22 protein-coding genes are annotated in these 19,038 nt (G+C 66.6%); 14 read left to right on the forward strand and 8 right to left on the reverse strand.

Annotation, left to right across the window (positions count from 1 at the left end):
- Positions 1-10 precede the first annotated feature (10 nt).
- The 4 genes from QZL87_RS09515 to QZL87_RS09530 form a co-directional block, all read right to left on the reverse strand.
- A complete protein-coding gene (locus QZL87_RS09515; RefSeq protein WP_295318623.1) occupies positions 11-340 on the reverse strand; it encodes an AtpZ/AtpI family protein in 330 nt (109 codons plus the stop codon).
- A 207-nt stretch (positions 341-547) separates the two neighbouring features.
- Positions 548-952: a YdbL family protein gene (locus QZL87_RS09520; protein ID WP_295318625.1), complete on the reverse strand. Its 405-nt coding sequence runs from the start codon at positions 950-952 to the stop codon at positions 548-550.
- A gap of 11 nt (positions 953-963) precedes the next feature.
- Positions 964-1,179: a YnbE family lipoprotein gene (locus tag QZL87_RS09525; protein ID WP_362987021.1), complete on the reverse strand. Its 216-nt coding sequence runs from the start codon at positions 1,177-1,179 to the stop codon at positions 964-966.
- On the reverse strand, positions 1,176-4,340 hold the full coding sequence (locus tag QZL87_RS09530) for a YdbH domain-containing protein (RefSeq protein WP_295318629.1): 3,165 nt from the start codon (positions 4,338-4,340) through the stop codon (positions 1,176-1,178). The genes QZL87_RS09525 and QZL87_RS09530 overlap by 4 nt, the downstream gene beginning before the upstream one ends.
- 171 nt (positions 4,341-4,511) lie before the next feature.
- Here QZL87_RS09530 and radC point away from each other — a divergent pair, with 171 nt between their 5' ends.
- A complete protein-coding gene (gene radC, locus QZL87_RS09535; RefSeq protein ID WP_295318633.1) occupies positions 4,512-5,195 on the forward strand; it encodes a DNA repair protein RadC in 684 nt (227 codons plus the stop codon).
- 283 nt (positions 5,196-5,478) lie between these two features.
- Positions 5,479-5,895 (forward strand): nucleoside diphosphate kinase regulator, encoded by a 417-nt coding sequence (rnk, locus tag QZL87_RS09540; RefSeq protein ID WP_295318635.1) that lies wholly within the window; start codon positions 5,479-5,481, stop codon positions 5,893-5,895.
- 72 nt (positions 5,896-5,967) lie between these two features.
- On the opposite strand, the gene QZL87_RS09545 is transcribed toward rnk, so the two are convergent.
- Both QZL87_RS09545 and QZL87_RS09550 read right to left on the reverse strand, forming a co-directional pair.
- The gene (locus QZL87_RS09545; protein ID WP_295318637.1) at positions 5,968-6,444 is read right to left on the reverse strand and encodes a calcium-binding protein; all 477 of its coding nucleotides are present in this window, start codon (positions 6,442-6,444) and stop codon (positions 5,968-5,970) included.
- A gap of 22 nt (positions 6,445-6,466) precedes the next feature.
- Positions 6,467-6,754, reverse strand: coding sequence for a hypothetical protein (locus QZL87_RS09550; protein WP_295318640.1), 288 nt, complete (start codon positions 6,752-6,754; stop codon positions 6,467-6,469).
- Between the two features lie 191 nt (positions 6,755-6,945).
- Here QZL87_RS09550 and purB point away from each other — a divergent pair, with 191 nt between their 5' ends.
- The 9 genes from purB (at position 6,946) to QZL87_RS09595 (ending at position 14,599) form a co-directional block, all read left to right on the forward strand.
- Positions 6,946-8,262, forward strand: a complete 1,317-nt coding sequence (purB, locus tag QZL87_RS09555) for an adenylosuccinate lyase (protein ID WP_295318641.1) — start codon at positions 6,946-6,948, stop codon at positions 8,260-8,262.
- A gap of 74 nt (positions 8,263-8,336) precedes the next feature.
- Positions 8,337-8,675 (forward strand): LapA family protein, encoded by a 339-nt coding sequence (locus tag QZL87_RS09560; RefSeq protein WP_295326816.1) that lies wholly within the window; start codon positions 8,337-8,339, stop codon positions 8,673-8,675.
- Positions 8,672-9,346 (forward strand): orotidine-5'-phosphate decarboxylase, encoded by a 675-nt coding sequence (gene pyrF, locus QZL87_RS09565; RefSeq protein WP_295318644.1) that lies wholly within the window; start codon positions 8,672-8,674, stop codon positions 9,344-9,346. The genes QZL87_RS09560 and pyrF overlap by 4 nt, the downstream gene beginning before the upstream one ends.
- Positions 9,347-9,481: 135 nt before the next feature.
- On the forward strand, positions 9,482-10,111 hold the full coding sequence (locus QZL87_RS09570; RefSeq protein ID WP_295318646.1) for a phosphoribosylanthranilate isomerase: 630 nt from the start codon (positions 9,482-9,484) through the stop codon (positions 10,109-10,111).
- Positions 10,108-11,319, forward strand: coding sequence for a tryptophan synthase subunit beta (gene trpB, locus QZL87_RS09575; protein WP_295318648.1), 1,212 nt, complete (start codon positions 10,108-10,110; stop codon positions 11,317-11,319). The genes QZL87_RS09570 and trpB overlap by 4 nt, the downstream gene beginning before the upstream one ends.
- Positions 11,316-11,522: a hypothetical protein gene (locus QZL87_RS09580; protein WP_295318650.1), complete on the forward strand. Its 207-nt coding sequence runs from the start codon at positions 11,316-11,318 to the stop codon at positions 11,520-11,522. The genes trpB and QZL87_RS09580 overlap by 4 nt, the downstream gene beginning before the upstream one ends.
- Positions 11,519-12,310, forward strand: coding sequence for a tryptophan synthase subunit alpha (gene trpA / locus QZL87_RS09585; protein WP_295318653.1), 792 nt, complete (start codon positions 11,519-11,521; stop codon positions 12,308-12,310). The genes QZL87_RS09580 and trpA overlap by 4 nt, the downstream gene beginning before the upstream one ends.
- Complete coding sequence (accD, locus tag QZL87_RS09590; RefSeq protein WP_295318655.1) at positions 12,307-13,158, forward strand: acetyl-CoA carboxylase, carboxyltransferase subunit beta; 852 nt, start codon at positions 12,307-12,309, stop codon at positions 13,156-13,158. The genes trpA and accD overlap by 4 nt, the downstream gene beginning before the upstream one ends.
- Before the next feature lie 124 nt (positions 13,159-13,282).
- A complete protein-coding gene (locus QZL87_RS09595; protein WP_295318657.1) occupies positions 13,283-14,599 on the forward strand; it encodes a bifunctional folylpolyglutamate synthase/dihydrofolate synthase in 1,317 nt (438 codons plus the stop codon).
- Here QZL87_RS09595 and QZL87_RS09600 read toward each other — a convergent pair.
- Positions 14,571-16,001, reverse strand: a complete 1,431-nt coding sequence (locus tag QZL87_RS09600) for an MFS transporter (RefSeq protein ID WP_295318659.1) — start codon at positions 15,999-16,001, stop codon at positions 14,571-14,573. The two genes, QZL87_RS09595 and QZL87_RS09600, sit on opposite strands and share 29 nt — an antisense overlap.
- Positions 16,002-16,224: 223 nt before the next feature.
- Between QZL87_RS09600 and QZL87_RS09605 the strand changes: the two genes are divergently transcribed.
- Entirely contained in the window at positions 16,225-17,007 is a 783-nt protein-coding gene (locus QZL87_RS09605; protein WP_295318661.1) for a hypothetical protein, read from the forward strand.
- A 7-nt stretch (positions 17,008-17,014) separates the two neighbouring features.
- Here the strand turns inward: QZL87_RS09605 and QZL87_RS09610 are convergent, their stop codons facing one another.
- Positions 17,015-17,452, reverse strand: coding sequence for a response regulator (locus tag QZL87_RS09610; protein ID WP_295318663.1), 438 nt, complete (start codon positions 17,450-17,452; stop codon positions 17,015-17,017).
- Positions 17,453-17,607: 155 nt separating this feature from the next.
- Here QZL87_RS09610 and QZL87_RS09615 point away from each other — a divergent pair, with 155 nt between their 5' ends.
- Both QZL87_RS09615 and rsmD read left to right on the forward strand, forming a co-directional pair.
- Positions 17,608-18,453: a pseudouridine synthase gene (locus tag QZL87_RS09615; protein ID WP_295318666.1), complete on the forward strand. Its 846-nt coding sequence runs from the start codon at positions 17,608-17,610 to the stop codon at positions 18,451-18,453.
- Complete coding sequence (gene rsmD / locus QZL87_RS09620) at positions 18,453-18,995, forward strand: 16S rRNA (guanine(966)-N(2))-methyltransferase RsmD (RefSeq protein WP_295318669.1); 543 nt, start codon at positions 18,453-18,455, stop codon at positions 18,993-18,995. The genes QZL87_RS09615 and rsmD overlap by 1 nt, the downstream gene beginning before the upstream one ends.
- Positions 18,996-19,038 lie beyond the last annotated feature (43 nt).

Here is a 19,038-nt window from a genome sequence, read left to right on the forward strand (position 1 = left end):
CTAAATCCTGTCAGTCCGGCTTCTTGGGCCGGACATTCGCAATTCGAAATATGTTCCTGAAAGCGACGACTATTCCAAGGAACAGTACCGCCAACAGGCCCCAGGGCGCCGTGCCGGCGAAATGGTCGATCGTCCAACCGACCAGCGCGCCGCCACCGATCCCGCCCAGCAGCTCGGCCAGAACGCGATTGCCGAGCTTGTAATTCGCATCGGTCTCCGGTCCGGCGGTCGCTGCGGTCCTTCTTGCTTCTGCGGCTTCGGCCCGGTCCAATCGCTCTTCGAGCGAGACCAGGCGCGAATCCTCAGAGCCAAGTTCCGGATCGCTGCCATTCCCCGTCATTTGCGCCATCCTCCTGAAACGGAACCGGAAACTCCCGATTCCGCCTACAAAAAAAGGCCCGAAAATTCGGGGGACCCCTAAGGCGCGGTCCGTTTAGGAACGCCGCCCCATTAAGTCAATGCTTCTGCTGGCATGCACAAAAATGCCGCCGCGTTTAGGGGCGCGGCGGCATATGAGAGCCCGCAGGCTCCATTGTTCGGTTCCCGGTTACGGGCAGCGCGCGTCGCGTTCGGGGGGGCTCGCGTCGCGGGTTTTCCACGCGCCGCCTGGGGTCCGGTATTTCTCGCCCGGCTTGGTCTTCGCGATCAGGTTGCAACCGCTGGTGAAGGCGAATTGTTCGACTGTGCTGCCGGTCGATTGCGCGCTCGCGGTATAGGCCGCCTTGCGCTTGATATTGAGGTCCTGGACCAGCGCGCGGATCGCCGGGGTCGGCGTCGTCACAAAGCCCAGATAGCCATCGGGCTGCTCGCCGATCTGCCCCGCGGCGCGCGCGGCGGCATAGGCCGGGTCGCGCTGCGCCATCGCCGAAGGCACGGCCAGCGCCACGGCCGCAGTCGCGGCGACGCCCGCGAGCGCCCATCCGGCCGGTTTCCACTTCGTCATACGCATCATAGTCTTCCCCATCAGAATATCTCGCTATTCTGCTCGATGAGCTTCTTGGCATCGCCGTCCAGCCTGTACACCACTTCCTGCCGGATGTTGATGTTCAGGTTGATCTCGATCGGCTTGTCGGGCGTTTCGATCTGCACGCAGCCCGCAAGGGCTGATGCACCTATCATCACCGCAACATGCCTGACGTCAATGGCCGGCCTCCTTGTTCCAGTCTTGGTCGTCTTCATCGCACAGGCTCGCTTTCTGGTGGCTGAACGGGGGCGGTTGCTCCCCCGGCGGCTTCGGCTTCTTCCTGGGCCCGCATCAGGGCCGGCAGATTCTGTTCGATCAGCAGCGAGGGATCGTAGAATCCCTTCGCCGACGTCAGGAGCTGGCGGAACGGCGCCTTGATCTTCACATTGAAGACCAAAGGCAGTTTCGCAACCTGATTGGTGAGAAAATTGCGCGTCGCGCCTTCGCCCTGCCCCACACCGCCAAAGCGGATGTCGGTCACCATCTCGCCGTCGAGATCCCCGTTCAATATGATCGTCAGATCGTCATATTTGAGGCTACGCAACGCGCCAAAGGCAAAATTGGCGATCGCGCCGAGATTGCGGTTCGACAATTCGCCGACATAGGCGAGCGTGCCGCCGCCGGCGCGCGAATCGATGCGCCCCCCGACGATACGCCCGCCAAGCCCGCCGAATTCGACCGGCAGCGTCCCGTCGAACACGCCGGTCGCGTTGATATTGTCGAAACCGAAATTCTGCAGGAATACCGCGGCGTCGACCCCGACGATGTCGAACGACAGCCGCCGCGCGCTGTCGGCATTGAAATCGAGCGTCGTCGGGTGGAGCAGCAGTTTGCCGCCGCCGAAGGGCCAGCTGCCGCCCTCGATGCGGACGCGATTGTCGCCGAGCAGCCGATATTCGATCTCGCCGTCGATCACCGGAATGCCGGGGTTGATCTCCTCGATCTTCGCGACCTGTCCCGGCGCCGATTTGAGCCCGATCAGATCGTCGAAGCTGAGCGTCGTCGTCAGTCCGGTTACCGGACCGAAGGCCGCGGCGAGGCTGGTGTCGGCGGTCGCGAACGTGCCGCGGCTCGTGACGCCGTCCGCCGTCCACTCGATCCGCCCGTCGCCGACGACCGAGCCCTGGACGTTCGCGACGACGCCGAGCGCGAGGCTGGCGAGCTGGTCGGGCTGGAACACCTCGCCGAAGCGCAGTTCGCTGACGCTAAGGTCCGCCGAGCCGCTGCTGTCGGCGAAGCGGTGGCGGATCAGCGTGTCGAGGATCTTCGTTCCGGTCTTCTGCTCGTCGAAGCCGGCTTTCGCCTCGATGATCCCGTCGGCGAAACGCAGGCTCGCATCATCGCTGACAAGCGGGAAGAAGCGCGGATCGGGCGCCGCGTCGGTGAGCAGAAGCCCGCCATCGAGCGTCAGCGCGCCGTCCGCGAATCGCCATTGCCCGGCAATCTCGCTCATGTTGAGCGGCACCGTGCCGATCTTGCCGCTCGCGCCGTCGAGGTCACCCGCCATGCCCTGCGGCGTGGCGCGACCGCTCAGGCGCTCGGCAGCGAAGCGCGTCACGCTGTCGCCCTCGCCCAGCCGCACGTCGGCGCGGGCGAGCGACCAGCGCATCGCCGCGAGGTCGATGGCCGCCGGGCCGCTGGTCACGCTGAACGGCGAACTGCCGCTCGCGCCGCGCAAGGCGATGCGCGGGATGCGAATATCGCCGCGCAGCCCGTCGGGCCCGGCGCTGAGTAGCGGCGCGCCCGGACGGCTGCACAGGTCGATGGCGCTGCGGTCGAGCCGGAATCCGCCGACCTCGATCCGGTCGGCGGCGACCCGGCTGCACCCGCCATCGAAGGCGAGCGCGCCTGTCGAAGCGAGAAAGCCGTTCAGCGGCACCGTCAGCCGCTCGATCCGTCCACCCGCGAGCGGCCCCGACAGCGCCGCCGTCGTCGCGAAGCGGAGCAAGCCGCCGGCACCGCCCGAAAAGCGCACGGGTGCGAGCGCGAGCCGCGCTCCTTCGGCGCTATAGGGTTCGAGGCTGGCAAGACCCGTTACCCGGCCATCCTCGTTGCGAGCGATGCTCAGCGTGCCCGAGGGCAGATCGCCGCCGCCGATGCTCCAGCGCCCCGTCGCGATCACCGCGGGCTCGTCCGCGCCATAGAGATAGCCGATCCGGCTCTCCGCGCTGCCGGTGAAGTGCGCGCCGCTCGCGCTCGTCAGTTCGGGCGCGATCAGGTCGACGCGCGCCGTCGTCCCCTCGCCCGCGATCGCGAAACCCGCGCTGCCGCTGGCGTCGGCGAGCAGCTGGCCGAGCGCGGCCATCGCCTTCGCCGCAAGCGGCCCGACCGGCGTTCCAGCCAGACCGCGCGCGCTTTCGGCGAGCGAGCGGCGCAGATCGGCGCTGCCGCTTGCGCGGGCGAAGCCGATGCGGCCGTCGAACTTCGGCGCGGCGCTGCCGACGCTGCCCCTGGCCTGAAGGTTCACGCTCTCGGCCGCGAAATCGGCGCCGCGCAGGCGCGCCATGTCGGCCTCGATGCCAAGCCTGGTCAGCACCGCGGTCCCTTCGAAGCTGGCGAGCAGCCCCATCCGGTCGGCGGCGAGCGGTCCTGCGATCAGCCGCACGATGCTGGCGTCGGCTTTGCCTTTCCAGCTTTGCAGATCCTCCGACAGCGAAAGGTCGAGCGCGACTTGCGGCGACGCCGCGCTGACGCTGCCGTCGGCGCAGCGGAGCGAACCGCCGCGCAGCGGACCCACAAGCTGAGGCCGGACGTCGCGGACGAGGACGGTTCCATAGAAGCTGACATCGTCGCCGGTGCATCCGGCGGCCGCGACGCGCGGCGCGACGAGCGCGAGCTTGCCGGTGAAATCGCGGCGCAAATTGCCGCCGCCACCCAGCGCCGCGCCGATGTCACCCCACGGCGTTTCGACCCTCGCCCGTGCATCGCGGAGGGTGACCGACAGGTCGGGCAGCGCGAAGGGATCCTTGCTGTCGGGATCGCGAAACTTGTCGAGCGAACCGAAGGACAGGCGCCCATCGATGAAGCGGCCATAAAGCCGAACGCCCTCGGCCTTGATTCCCGACACATAGGGCCCCGACCAGCCGTAGCCGAGCAGCACTTCGACGCGCCTTGCCGTCAAGTCCGGCCGCTTCGGGTCGCCGATGACGATGTTCGACAATATCTCGCTGCGAAAGCCGATCCGCTCGATCGTATAGCGTGCGGGAACGGCGCGGCTGTCGAGCTGACCCTGGATGAACTCGTCGGCGATCGGCTCGCGCGCGATCCATACTCCGGCGACAAGAAGGATCACCGCGCCAGCGGTCAGCCATCGCTTCTTGAACAGCAACTTCCGGTATTTCCACCTCGGCCTCGCACCGACGTCCGCGTCAGTCATGGGGTAGAGCCGATGACGTCATGGCGGTAGATTTTCGTCCTCCGGCCCGAACCCTGTTCAGCGAAGAAACGCCGGAACTCAAATTTCGCTGCAAGAAATTGATCCGGTTCGCCATCTTCCTTTTCCTATGACCGTTGAGTGCGCCCCACAAGGCGGTTATTCCCGCACTCCATGGGGGACAGGGAAACGCCGGATCATCTGGGACATCGCGCGCGGCTGCGGACGCGCCTGCTCGACGATGCCGACGGCCTCGCCGATTATGAACTGGTCGAATATCTGCTCGCGCTCGCGATTCCGCGCCGCGACACCAAGCCGCTCGCCAAGGCGCTGCTGCGCGAATTCGGGTCGCTGGCGCAGCTCGTCAGCGCCGACCCCGAATCGCTGCGCCGCATCGAGGGGCTGGGCGACACCGGCATCGCGGCGCTCAAGATCGTCCAGGCCGCCAGCCTGCGCCTGCTGAAAGGCGGATTTCGCGACAAGCCGCTCCTCTCGAGCTGGGATGCGCTGCTCGACTGGCTGCGCGCCGACATGGGGCCGGTCGATGTCGAGCGAGTCCGCGTCCTCTATCTCAATTCGCGCAACATGCTGATCCGCGACGAACTGGCGAGCGAGGGATCGATCGACCAGTCGGCGATCTATGTCCGCGAGGTGATCAAGCGCGCGCTGGAACTCGGCGCATCGGCGATCATCCTTGTCCACAACCATCCGAGCGGCAGCCCCGAACCGAGCCGGCAGGACATCGCCATAACCCGCGACATCGCCGAGGCGGCGGCGAGGCTGGGGATCACGCTCCACGACCATATCGTCATCGGCGGGTCCGATTATCGCAGTTTCCGCGCGATGGGGCTGATCTAGGCGCATGATCATTTGACGGGGGTAAGGAGGGCGGCGTTTCGTTCAAGGCCAATCCTGATCCGAGGTCGCACCATTGTTCGCCATTTGACTTCGGCCGCTCGCGGACACATCTTGTCGTCATGCAGATTCGTCGCAGCCTTCTCCGTTTCCGCCATCATGGGGGACAGCTTCTCGCGGGCATTTAGCCCCGGGTTCCGGCGCGATCGCCCCGAGCCCGGGGCACCTTCCGTCCCATATTGCCACGCGTGGCGAAGTGCCACGTGCCAGCCGGAAAGTCCGCGCCATGACCAAGAAAAAGAGCGGGGCCAAGATGCCCCTGATCCGCATGATCGACAGCGAAGCCGACGCGTTGACCGAACTCACGCTGCAACAGCAACGCGATTCGATCTCCTTTTACGAACTGCTGCTCGACGAAATCGACCGCGCCACCATCTGCGACCGCACCGCGATACCCCCCGATGTCGTCACCATGGGCTCCAGCGTGACCTTCATCGATGAAAAGAGCGGTGCCGAGCGCACGGTGCGCCTCGTCTATCCGGCCGAAGCCGACATCGCCGCCGGACGGATGTCGATCCTGACGCCGGTCGGTGCGGGATTGATCGGGCTGAGCGTCGGCCAGTCGATCAACTGGCCCGATCGTGGCGGCGTCGAGCATCGGCTGACGATCGTCGCGGTCGAGCAGCCGGTACGCGCCGCATGAAAGGAACGGCGATGCGGCCGCCGGATCGCTCCGGCGGCCGCACCACCCCGCGGGGCGCTCAGGGTTTTGAGCCTAGGCGCCGCGCGACAGGAAACCGACGAGTTCGGTCTTGTTCACGCCGCCCGACTTGTCGCTGTCGGCCGATGCGAAGGCCTGGCCGATCCAACTCGTCACCTCGGCCGATTCGACATCGGCGCTGGGGTCGGTCGCGGCGCGCAGCTTCTTCATCCACGCGCCGAATTCGGCCTCGTTGAGATCGCCGTTCTTGTCCCCGTCATAGGTCGGGAATTCCTGATCGACGATCTGGGCGATCTGGCCCGGCGTTGCCGCTGACGACGACGGGGCGGGCTCGGTCGCCGCCGGCGGTGTCGAAGGATCGGGCGTCGGAGCCGGGCTGGTCGTGTCCGGCGTCGGGGCCGGGTCCGGCGCCGGGGTCACCGGCTCGGTCGTCGTCGGCGGGTTCGTCGGGTCCGAAGCCGGCGGGGTGGTCTGCGCCAGCGCCGGAAAGCTGACGGCGGCGGCGCCGATCAAAAGCATCTGTTTCAACATGATCTATCTCCAGGGGTGCGGATTATTCCGGCTCCGATTCGGGCTTTTCCTCTTCATCGGGAGCAGGCTGGTCAGCCGGCGGGGCAGGCTCGGCCGCAGGGGGCGTGTCCGTCGGAGCCGCGTCCTCGGTCGGCGCCTGATCGGTGGGCGCCGTTTCGTCGGTGGGGGTGCTGTCCGGCGCGGGGGCAGTGGTGTCGGTGGGCGCCGGCGGCGCCTGGGTCGCAGGTTCTTCGCCGGTCGGGGCCGTGGTCTGGGCCAGGACGGGGAAGCTGATGGCCGCTGCGCCGATCAAAAGCACTTGTTTCAACACATTCATTCTCCTGTATCGGCGACCTTGATGGATCGGTCGCCTTTCTGATGGGGCAAAAGAGCAACCCGCCGGATTTCGGCAAAGTTGCGATTGCCGGGCATTTGGCGAAACGTTCCGTCCCTGCTACGGGGCGCCCCGACCCGGTTTCGCGGGGATTCCGCGACAAGCCGCCCGAAAAGGAAGGAAATTCAATGGTTCCGCGTTACGCACGGCCGGAAATGACCGCGATCTGGTCGGCCGAGAATCGCTTTCGCATCTGGTTCGAGATCGAAGCGCACGCGACCGACGCGCTCGCCGAACTCGGCACCGTCCCCAAATCCGCCGCGAAGGCGCTGTGGGACTGGTGGGCGACGAACCCCACGATCGACGTCGCCGCGATCGACGCGATCGAGGCGGTGACCAAGCATGACGTCATCGCATTTCTGACCTGGGTCGCCGAAAATGTCGGCGACGAGGCGCGCTTCATGCACCAGGGCATGACGTCGAGCGACGTGCTCGACACCTGTCTCGCGGTTCAGCTTTCGCAGGCCGCCGACATATTGCTCGCCGACCTCGACGCGCTTTTGGAAGCGATCAAGCGCCGCGCCTATGAGCACAAGCTCACCCCGACGATCGGCCGCAGCCACGGCATCCACGCCGAGCCCGTCACCTTCGGGCTGAAGCTGGCCGAGGCCTATGCCGAATTTTCGCGCTGCAAGACGCGCCTCCTCGCCGCGCGCGCCGAAATCGCCACTTGCGCGATTTCGGGCGCGGTCGGCACTTTCGCCAATATCGATCCGCGCGTCGAAGCGCATGTTGCCGCCAAGCTCGGCCTTTCGATCGAGCCCGTTTCGACGCAGGTCATCCCGCGCGACCGCCATGCGATGTTCTTCGCGGTGCTCGGCGTCATCGCCTCGTCGATCGAGCGCCTTGCGGTCGAGGTTCGCCACCTCCAGCGAACCGAAGTGCTCGAGGCCGAGGAATATTTCTCGCCCGGACAGAAGGGTTCGTCGGCGATGCCGCACAAGCGCAACCCCGTGCTCACCGAGAATCTCACCGGCCTCGCGCGCATGGTGCGCAGCGCCGCCCTCCCCGCGATGGAGAATGTCGCGCTGTGGCATGAGCGCGACATCAGCCATTCGTCGGTCGAACGCTTCATCGGCCCCGACGCGACGATCACGCTCGACTTCGCGCTCGCGCGCCTCACCGGCGTCGTCGACAAATTGCTCGTCTACCCCGCGCGGATGCAGAAGAATCTCGACCGGATGGGCGGGCTCGTCCACTCGCAACGCGTGCTGCTGGCGCTGACGCAGGCGGGCGCGAGCCGCGAGGACAGCTATGCCCTCGTCCAGCGCAACGCGATGAAAGTGTGGGAATCCGACGGCCAGCTCTCGCTGCTCGAACTGCTCAAGGGCGACGCCGACGTGACCGCAAAGCTGTCGGCGGACGAACTCACCGCGCTCTTCGACCTCGGCTATCATATGAAGCATGTCGATACGATCTTCGACCGGGTGTTCGCTGCCGCATAGCCGCAGGCTGGAATCGCCGGGCGATCTGTCATACTGTCCGGGCCGGATCGACGGAGGAGCAAGACGAAGTGGGAATGCTGCGCACGATCATCTGGGTCGCGTTGACCGCCGTTCTCGTTATCTTTGCGATGGCGAACTGGCAGGTCGTGACCGTCACCATCTGGCCGGGCTGGGAAGCCGAGACCAAGCTTCCCGTGGTCATCTTCGCGTCCTTCCTGATCGGCAGCGTGCCGATGTGGATCGCGCTGCGCACCACGCGCTGGTCGCTGAAGCGCCGCCTCGACGCCAGCGAGCGGCAGGCGGCAGACCTTCGCGCGCTCGCCAACCGGCCGGTGACGCCCGCCCCCGCGGCGGCGCCGGTGAACGATATACCGCCCGCCCCCACCGACCTCTTTTCGACGGATAAACCATGACCTCCCCGCTTTACCTTGCCATCGACACGACGCACCTCGATGCCGCGCTGACGCTGGCGCAAAAGGTGCGGCGCCATGTCGGCGGGTTGAAGCTTGGCCTCGAATTCTTCTGCGCCAACGGCCATCACGGCGTGCATGAAATGGCGAAGCTCGGGCTGCCGATCTTCCTCGATCTCAAGCTTCATGACATTCCGAATACGGTCGCCAAGGCGATCCAGGCGCTGCGCCCACTCGAACCCGCGGTGCTGACCGTTCACGCCGCCGGCGGGCGCGCGATGCTCGAAGAGGCGAAGGCGGTGGCCGGCGCCCATACGAAGGTCGTCGCGGTCACCGTCCTCACCAGCCTCGACGCGCCCGATCTGGAGGACATCGGGGTGGGCGGCACCCCGCACGATCAGGTCGTCCGCCTCGCCGCGCTCGCGCGCGAAACCGGGCTCGACGGCATCGTCTGCTCGGGCCAGGAAGTGAAGGCCGCGCGCAAGGCGTGGCCCGGCGGCTATTTCGTCGTCCCCGGCGTCCGCCCCGCGAACGGCAAGATCGGCGACCAGAAGCGCATCGTGACGCCGGCGCAGGCGATGGCCGACGGCGCCTCGATCCTCGTCGTCGGCCGCCCGATCAGCCAGTCCCAAGACCCCGACCTCGCCGCGCGCGAGATCGAGGCGACGCTTTAGGTCCATCCGCGCGTTGACAGAATGGCGTGTCCCCGCGAAGGCGGGGACCCATCTTCTGCCGGTTCGGCCTTGCACCGTCCGGAGATGGGCCCCTGCCTTCGCAGGGGCACGGGATTTTTCATGCTTCGAGGATTCATGCCCCCTCTCGTCAAAATCTGCGGGCTCAAGACGCCCGAAACGGTCGATGCCGCCATCCGGCACGGCGCGACCCATATCGGCCTCGTCCATTATGAGCCGAGCTCACGCCACGTCGACCTCAAGACAGCCGCCGAACTGCGCAAACGCGCCGGGCCGCATGTCAAGGTCGCGCTGCTGCTCGTCAACGCCTCGCAGCGGCTGACCGGCGACGCCCTCGGCATGGTGCGGCCCGACATCATCCAGTTCCACGGCAGCGAGACCCCCGAATGGCTGGCGGTCGTCAAGCGCCTCGCGCCCGCCGAAATCTGGAAGGCGATTGGCCTGAAGGATTCCGAAACGCTTGTTCGGATGCAGAAATATCACGGCATTGCCGACCGCATCCTGTTCGACGCGCCCGCGGCCGCCTTGCCCGGCGGCACCGGCACGCGCTTCGACTGGTCGCTGCTCAAAAACCATCGTCACACGATGGATTGGGGCATCGCGGGCGGGCTGACCCCCGCCAATGTCGCGCAGGCGATCGCCGAAACGGGGGCGCCGCTCGTCGATGTCTCGTCGGGTGTCGAGAGCGCGCCGGGCGTCAAGGATGTGGACAAGATCGCGGCTTTCCTTAAAGCGGCGGGACGATGACCCAGCTTCCTAACAGTCTTCGCTCCGGGCCCGACGAACGGGGCCATTTCGGCCAGTTCGGCGGCCGTTATGTCGCCGAAACGCTGATGCCGCTGATCCTCGACCTCGAACGCCATTATCGCGCCGCGCAGGCCGACCCAGCGTTCAAGGCCGAGTTCGACGATCTGCTCAAAAACTATGTCGGCCGCCCGAGCCCGCTCTGGTTCGCCGAGCGGCTGACCGAGCACCTCGGCGGGGCGAAGATTTACCTCAAGCGCGAGGATCTCAACCACACCGGCGCGCACAAGATCAACAATTGCATCGGCCAGATCCTGCTCGCGAAACGGATGGGCAAGACGAAGATCATTGCCGAGACCGGCGCGGGCCAGCACGGCGTCGCGACCGCGACCGTCGCGGCGCTGTTCGGCCTGCCCTGCACCATCTTCATGGGCGCGGTCGATGTCGCGCGGCAGCAGCCGAACGTGTTCCGCATGAAATTGCTCGGCGCCGAGGTGGTCGCGGTCGAGAGCGGCGCGAAGACGCTGAAGGATGCGATGAACGAGGCGCTGCGCCACTGGGTCGCGAACGTCGACGACACTTTCTACATCATCGGCACCGTCGCGGGCCCGCACCCCTATCCCGAACTCGTCCGCGACTTCCAGTCGGTGATCGGCGACGAGGCGAAGGCGCAGATATTGGAGGCCGAAGGCCGCCTCCCCGACATGCTCATCGCCCCCGTCGGCGGCGGCTCGAACGCGATCGGCCTCTTCCACCCCTTCCTCGACGATGAGGGCGTCGAGATCGTCGGCGTCGAGGCGGCGGGCGAAGGGCTCGACAAGAAACATGCCGCGAGCCTCGCGGGCGGCCGCCCGGGCATCCTCCACGGCAACAAGACCTATCTCTTGCAGGACGAGGACGGCCAGATCACCGAGGCGCACAGCATCTCGGCGGGCCTCGACTATCCGGGTATCGGGCCCGAACATAGCTGGCTCCACGAAATCGGCCGCGTCCGCTACGAACCCGTCACCGACGCCGAGGCGCTCGCCAGCTTCCAGAAGCTGACCAGGCTCGAAGGCATCATCCCCGCGCTCGAAAGCGCGCACGCCATCGCCGCCGCCGAACGCATTGCGCCGACGCTCGGCAAGGACAAGGTCATCATCGTCAACTGCTCGGGGCGTGGCGACAAGGACATCTTCACCGTGGCGGATGCGTTGGGGGTGGAACTGTGAAGCGCAAATTCCTGCTATTCTCGCTTGATCTTGGAATCTTGGTCGTCGCCGTATTTTGCCTACGCTTTATTCTCGGCGATCTTGTGCCCGAAAACTGGAAATTCTTGGCCTCATTCGTTCCCGGCTATCTCTTCATGATGTTCGTCACGCGCCCCTTTTTCAGACGGAAGTTTGCGGAGCCGACAAAGGGCTGGACCGAATGACCCACTTCGCCGCCACCTTCGCCCAGCCGCGCCCCGCGCTCGTCGCCTTCATCACGGCGGGCGACGGCGACACTGCCGCCAACCTCGACGCGCTCGTCGCGGGCGGCGCCGACGTGATCGAGCTCGGCATGCCTTTTACCGATCCGATGGCCGATGGTCCGGCGATTCAGGCGGCGAATCTGCGCAGCTTGGCGAAAGGCACGACAACCGCCGATATCTTCGCCATCGCCGCCGCTTTCCGCAGCCGCCACCCCGGCACCCCGCTCGTCCTGATGGGCTATGCCAACCCGATGACGATCCGCGGCCCCGACTGGTTCGCCGCCGAATGCGCCAAGGCCGGCGTCGATGGCGTGATCTGCGTCGATATTCCCTCGGAGGAGGACGCCGAACTCGGTCCCGCACTTCGTGCAGCCGGCGTCGACCTCATCCGCCTTGCCACCCCCACCACCGACCCCGCGCGCCTGCCCGCGGTGCTCGATGGCGCGGGCGGCTTCCTCTATTATGTCTCGGTCGCGGGCATCACCGGGCTCCAGCAAGCCGCGCAGGCGAGCATCGAGGATGCCGTCGCACGGCTCAAGGCCGCGACCGACCTGCCCGTCGCGGTCGGCTTCGGCGTCCGCACGCCCGAACAGGCCGCGGCCATCGCGCGCGTCGCCGACGGCGTCGTCGTCGGATCGGCCTTCATCGACATCGTCGCGCAGCATGGCGACGCCGCCGCGCCCTATGTCGAGGCTTTCACCCGCACCCTCGCCGATGCTATCCACGGCGCAAAGGAGATCGCCGCATGAGCTGGCTCGACCGCGTCCGCAACGCCCTGCCCTTCGGGGCGAAACGCGACACCGCCGACAATCTCTGGCACAAATGCCGCCAGTGCCAGCAGATGGTGTTCGTCAAGGAGTGGGAGGACAATCTGAGCGTCTGCCCGCGCTGCGACCATCACGACCGCATCGGCGCGAAGGAACGCTTCGCGCAGCTCTTCGACGGCGGCCTCCACGAACCGATCGCCGCCCCCGCCGCGCCCGAGGATCCGCTGAAGTTCCGCGACACCAAGAAATACACCGATCGCATCAAGGCGGCGCGCGCGCAGACCGGCGACCGCGACGCCTATCAGAACGCCTTCGGCCGCATCTCGGGCCAGGGCGCGGTGATCGGCGTGCAGGATTTCGCCTTCATGGGCGGGTCGATGGGCGTCGCGGTCGGCGAAGCCTTCGTCGCGGGGGTCGAGGATGCGATCCGCCGCGGCGTCCCCTATATCGCGATCACCGCCGCGGGCGGCGCGCGGATGCAGGAAGGCACGCTGTCGCTGATGCAGATGCCGCGCGCGACGGTTGCGCTCGCGCGCTTGCGCCGTGCGGGACTTCCCTATGTGGTGCTGCTCACCGATCCGACGACAGGCGGCGTCACCGCCAGCTACGCGATGCTCGGCGACGTGCAGATCAGCGAGCCCAAGGCGCTGATCGGCTTCGCGGGCCAGCGCGTGATCGAGAACACGATCCGCGAGAAACTGCCCGAAGGCTTCCAGCGCGCCGAATATCTGCTCGATCACGGGATGATCGACATGGTCGTGCATCGCAAGCAGCTGCCCGAAACGCTGGGCCGCCTGATCGGCTATCTGGCGCCGGAGAAAGCGGCTTAGTCCCCTCTCCCCTTCAGGGGAGAGGGTTAGGGAGAGGGGGACTCTCTCCGGTTATCTGATAGGCCGGTTCTTGGAGACGCCCCCTCTCCCCGGCCCTCTCCCCTGAAGGGGAGAGGGAGTTCCCATGCCCGACCACGCCTCCTCCTCAAACCCTGCCGTGCAGACCCAGCTCGACCGCCTCGCCGCGCTCTCGCCGGGGCGCGACGTTCTGGGGCTCGAACGCATCGCCGAACTCTGCGCGCGGCTCGGCAACCCGCAGCTCCAGCTTCCGCGTACCTTCCACGTCGCGGGCACCAACGGCAAGGGTTCGACCTGCGCCTATCTCCGCGCGATCCTCGAAGCGCAGGGGCGGCGCGTCCACGCCTACACGAGCCCGCACCTCGTCCGCTTCAACGAGCGCATCCGCCTTGCCGGCACGCTGATCGACGATATGCTGCTCGCCGCGCTGCTCGAAGAGGTGCTCGACGAAGCCGCCGACCTGCGGGCGAGCTTCTTCGAAGTCACCACCGCCGCCGCCTTCCTCGCCTTCGCGCGCATCCCCGCCGACGATTGCATCATCGAGGTCGGACTCGGCGGGCGCCTCGACGCCACCAATATCATCCCGCCGCCCGCGGTCGCCGGGATCGCCTCGCTCGGGATCGACCACGAAGCCTTCCTGCTCGCCCCCGAAGCGGGAACGCCCGACGATCCGGCGACGCGCATCGCGTGGGAGAAGGCGGGGATCGTCAAGCCCGACACGCCCGTCGCGACCCTCGCCTATCCGCCGCATGTGCGGAATGTCATCGCCGCCAAGGTAGCCGATGTCGGCGCAACCCTCTTCCCGGAAGGCGACGGCTGGGCGGTCGAACAGGGCGGCGACGCCTTCCGTTGGACTTCGAAACTGGGCTCCGCCGCGCCCCTGTTGCGCTCGCGCATGGCCGGCGCACACCAGATGCGCAACGCGGGGCTTGCCATCGCCATGCTGCGCCTCGCCCCCGAGCCGCGACCGAGCGATGCGGAGATCGCGCAAGGCGTCGCCGAGGCTTTCTGGCCGGGGCGGATGCAGCGGCTGGGGGCGGGGCCGCTGACCGGTCTGCTCCCCGATGGCACCGAAATCTGGCTCGATGGCGCGCATAACGCCGACGCGGGCTTCGCGCTCGCCCGTCAATTCGAAGGCGAGACTCGACGCGTCCACCTCGTCACCGGCATGCTGGCGAACAAGAATCCCGCCGCGATTGTTGCGCCGCTCGCAGATCGCCTCGCGAGCCTGACGGTCGTCCCCGTCCCGGGGCACGAGCATCACGCAGCCGCTGCATTCGGTTCCGATGCGAAAACCGCAGTGTCCATCACGGCGGCGCTGCGCGGGCTGAAGGTCGATCCAGCGCGCGAAATCGTACTGATCGCGGGCTCGCTCTATCTTGCCGGCGAAGTGCTCAGCGCGAACCGGGAACTGCCGGAATAGGCTTGCCCTCTTCGGGGTGCGCCAGTTCGTGCCCATCATCCTCCGTGCTGGGCTGGCGCACGGTCTGGACGACAAAACCCTTCTTCCAGAGAATCCAGAGCAGCAGCATTCCGGGCACCGCGATCGCCACGGTGAACAGCCAGAAACCGACCCAACCGAGCCCCTCGGCAACATATCCGCCCGGCGCGGCAAGCCATGTGCGGCCGACCGCCGCAAAGGACGACAGGAGCGCGAACTGCGTCGCGGTATAGGCAAGGCTCGACAGGCCGGACAAATAGGTAACGAACACCGTCAGCCCGATGCCGCTGGTGAAATTCTCGGTTCCCACCGCAATCGCCAGCATCAGCGGTGAATGACCAACCGACGCGAGCACTGCGAACAGCAGGTTGCTGAACATCATTAGCAGACCCGACACGAGTAGCGCGCGTCCCATACCGAGCCATGCAATGAAAGGCGCGCCGCAGGCCGAACCGACGATCAGCGCGACGAAGCCGACGCCCTTGTTAATCGCGACGAATTCGGTGTCGGTGAACCCCAGTTCGACGATCATCGGGTTCAGCATACCCTGCCCCATCGCGTCGCCGACCTTGTAGACGAGGACGAAGAGCAGGACCAGCACCGCGCCGTGGCGCGTGAAAAATTCACGGAACGGGTTGATCACCGTGTCCTGCAGCCATGCGCCGAAACTTTGGCCCGCTGCGCGCGCGCGGCTGGGATCGAAGCGCCCCGGCCCGGCATAAAGCGCGCCGAGCAACGCCGGGAGGATTGCCAGTCCTGTAAAGCCATAGGCGGCCGCCCAGCCGAGATTGAAACCTTCGGGCGATGCCAGTGCGATCGTCCCCACGCCGGCAATCAAATTGCCGGTGCGATATCCGAACTGGTTCATCGCGGTGCCGTGCGGCAATTCGGCCTCGCTCAATATCTCGATGCGATAGGCGTCGATAACGATGTCTTGCGTAGCCGACAGGAACGCGACGACGATCGCCCATAAAGCAAAGGGCGCGAGATTATCATTGGTAGGATTGCTGGTGCCCAATTGCCAGATCGCGATGACCAGCAGCACCTGAATGAAGAACAGCCAACCGCGCCGCTGTCCGAACCGCCTTGTCAGGAAGGGCAGCGGCAGGCGGTCGACGAGCGGCGCCCACAGGAATTTGAGCGTATAGGGCGTGGTTAGCCCGATCGCGAAACCGATCGTCGATTTCTCGATCCCGACCTTCGATAGCCAGAAAGTCATCGTGCCCAGCAGCAAGGTCAGCGGAAAGCCGCTCGAAATGCCAAGCAGGAAGGCGACGATCGGCATCGGCTTACGATAGGGTGCAAAGCTCGGAACGACGAAAGCCAGCCCTACGACCAGCGCGAGCACGATCACCAACACCAATGAGTCGAGCCCAAGCTGCATCGCGAAACTCCCCCTTTTCGTACGCGGACCGTCAAAGGCAAAGGCCTAAAGCCTTGGCCCCAAATTGGAAGCGGCTAATTGCGCGGCTGCGGCAGATGGACCGATGTTCGCGGAGAAGGGCCGCTTCGGGGTGGCTTCCGGGCTTGTCAAAAGCCCGCCCCCCCACTATCCCGCACCCATCCGAGCCCCGGGCACCTTGACCAGCGGACGCCGACACCAAAGATTGCTTCAGCTGAGCCCAGCCCCCGCCACTCCCTATGTCGAACAGCTCAGCATCGGGGCGGGGCGCCGCACGCTTGCTATAAGCCTGGCCGTACTGATCACGGCGTTGCTGCTCTTCATGCTGCTGTCCTTCGGCCTGGGAGGGCGGCCCGAAAGCAAGGAAGAGCGCGTCATCGTCGTGAGCCTCGAGCCTGCCGGGGCCGCGGAGGACGCGAATTCGGCGGAGCCCGAACCCGTCGAGGAGAAGGCCACGTCGCCGCAGCCCGAGCCCGAGCAGGCACCGCCGCCAAAGCCGGCCAAACCGCCGCCGCCCCTGCCCGCCGAAACGCAAGCCACACCGCCGATAGCGACGCCGAACGAGCGGCCGCGACCGCCCGCGACCCCGCCGAACGTCGCCCGTCCGCCTGGCGGACCGGTTTATGGCCCCCCCGACACCCGGCGCTCCTCCTCCTCGTCAGGCGATTCGGAAGTGGTGGGAACGGCCCCCAATGGCGAGCCGCTCTATGCGGCAACCTGGTATCGCGAGCCCAGCGACGGCGAGTTGCGCGGCTATCTGTCGACCGCCAGCGGACCCGGATGGGGGCTGATCGCCTGTCGCACGGCGCCGGATTATCGTGTCGAGGATTGCGTCGGGCTCGACGAATATCCGAACGGATCGCAGATCAATCGCGCGGTGCTCGCCGCGGCGTGGCAATTCCAGGTGCGGCCTCCCCGCCGCGGCGGACGTCTGCTTGTCGGCAGTTGGGTCAGGATCCGGATCGACTACGGGATCCGGCGGCGATAGGTCTTTTTTACGCAGCCTGCGGTCGCCAGAACGTGGTGAGACCGCTCACCTTACGCGGGGCCTCATTCTTGCAGATCATCGTCTCGACCGCCTTCAGCGCCGCGACGAGCGCCGAGGCGCTGTGCGGCTTGCCGAGACACGCGAGCGCGATCTCTTCGGCATCGGCGGGGCATTGTCCCGTCACCAGCAGCACCGCAATGCCGCGGTCGCGCGCCAGCCGCGCGACTTCGCGCCCGGTCATATGCCCGGCAAGCCCCAGGTCGAGCACGAGTGCGTCGACCGGCTCGGCCGCCATGACCGCCACCGCCGCCTCGCCCGAATCGACCGTCGCGACGATCTGATAGCCGCCGTGTTTCAGCGTGTGTTCGTTGTCGAACGCGGTCAGCGGATCATCCTCGATGATCAGCAGCCGCTTGATGCAGGACGGGCGGGACGCGAAGAGCATATTTACTCCCTTTGACGTTGCCATGACTCGCTCCGCGCCGTCCCGCAAGATCGCTTCTGCTTGCCATCGACGAAGCGGGTCTTTTCCGGCTATGAGCGTGATCACGACGCAACACTATTCCCCTTGAAAACGACAAGAAAGCCGCATCCGTTCCGATGACGACCCGCCGTCCGCCCCGCGCCAGCACCCGCCCCGCCGCAGCCCACGATGTCCCGAAAGGCCGCCGCGCCGCGCGCGGCGCTGCATCCGCACTCAAGACCAGGCCCGCCGAAGAGCGCGAGGACGGGCCGCAGCGCATCGCCAAGCTGCTCGCGCGCGCCGGCGTCGGCTCGCGCCGCGACGTCGAACGGATGATCGAGGAGGGGCGCATCGCGCTGAATGGCGAGGTGATCGCGCAGCCCGCCCCGCTGCTCGCCTCGCTCGACGGGCTGACGGTCGACGGCAACCCGGTCGCGAAACCCGTTTCGACGCGCCTCTATCGCTTTCACAAGCCCGCGGGCTGCCTTACCGCCGCGCGCGATCCCAAGGGCCGCAAGACGATCTACGATCTTTTGCCCAAGGGGCTACCGCGCCTGATGCCCATCGGCCGCCTCGATTATAATACCGAGGGGCTGCTGCTGCTCACCAACGACGGCGAATTCAAGCGCCAGCTCGAACTGCCCGCGAGCGGGGTCGAGCGCACCTATCGCGCGCGCGCCTTTGGCGACATCAGCCAGGCGCAGCTCGAGGAACTCGCGATGGGGATCGAGATCGACGGCGTCCGCTACGGGCGGATCGACGCCAATCTGGAGCGCCGCACCGGCCGCAACCAGTGGGTCGAGATGACGCTGACCGAAGGCAAGAACCGCGAAGTCCGCCGCGTGCTCGAACATTTCGGGCTGCAGGTCAGCCGCCTGATCCGCACGCGCTATGGCGAGTTCACCCTCGCCGGGCTCGACATGGGCGCGGTTGAGGTCGTGCCGCGCGACGAATTGTTCAAATTCCGGCGGCGTCTCGGCTGATGCGCGTGATCTCGGGTGAATGGCGCGGGCGGAAACTGCTCGCGCCGAAGAATGATGCGACGCGCCCCACCGCCGATCGCACGCGCGAAACGCTCTTCTCGATGCTCGCGAGCCGTCTCGGCAGTTTCGAGGGGCTCTATGTCGCCGACCTGTTCGCAGGGTCTGGCGCGCTCGGGATCGAGGCGCTGTCGCGCGGCGCCGAACAATGCCTGTTCGCGGAGCAGGACCGCGATGCGCTCGATGCGCTGTGCAAGAATCTCGCCGCGCTCGGCGCGACGGCGCGTGCAGACGTGCGCGCGGGGTCCGTGCTCGGCCTCGGCCCCGCTCGGCGCAGCTACGACCTGCTGATGTTCGACGCACCCTATGCGACCGGCGCGGGCAGCGTCGCGCTCGACAAGCTCAATCGCCTCGGCTGGATCGGAGCCGACAGCTGGGTCTCGGTCGAGACCGCCGACAGGGAAGCGGTCGATGTCGCGGGCTTTGCGATCGACGCGACGCGCAAGGTCGGCAAGGCGAAGTTGACGCTGCTGCGTCTAGCCTAACTCGTTTTCGTCATTCCCGCGAAAGCGGGAACCCAGTCTGACG

The organism is uncultured Sphingopyxis sp. (assembly GCF_900078365.1).
Classification (GTDB): domain Bacteria; phylum Pseudomonadota; class Alphaproteobacteria; order Sphingomonadales; family Sphingomonadaceae; genus Sphingopyxis.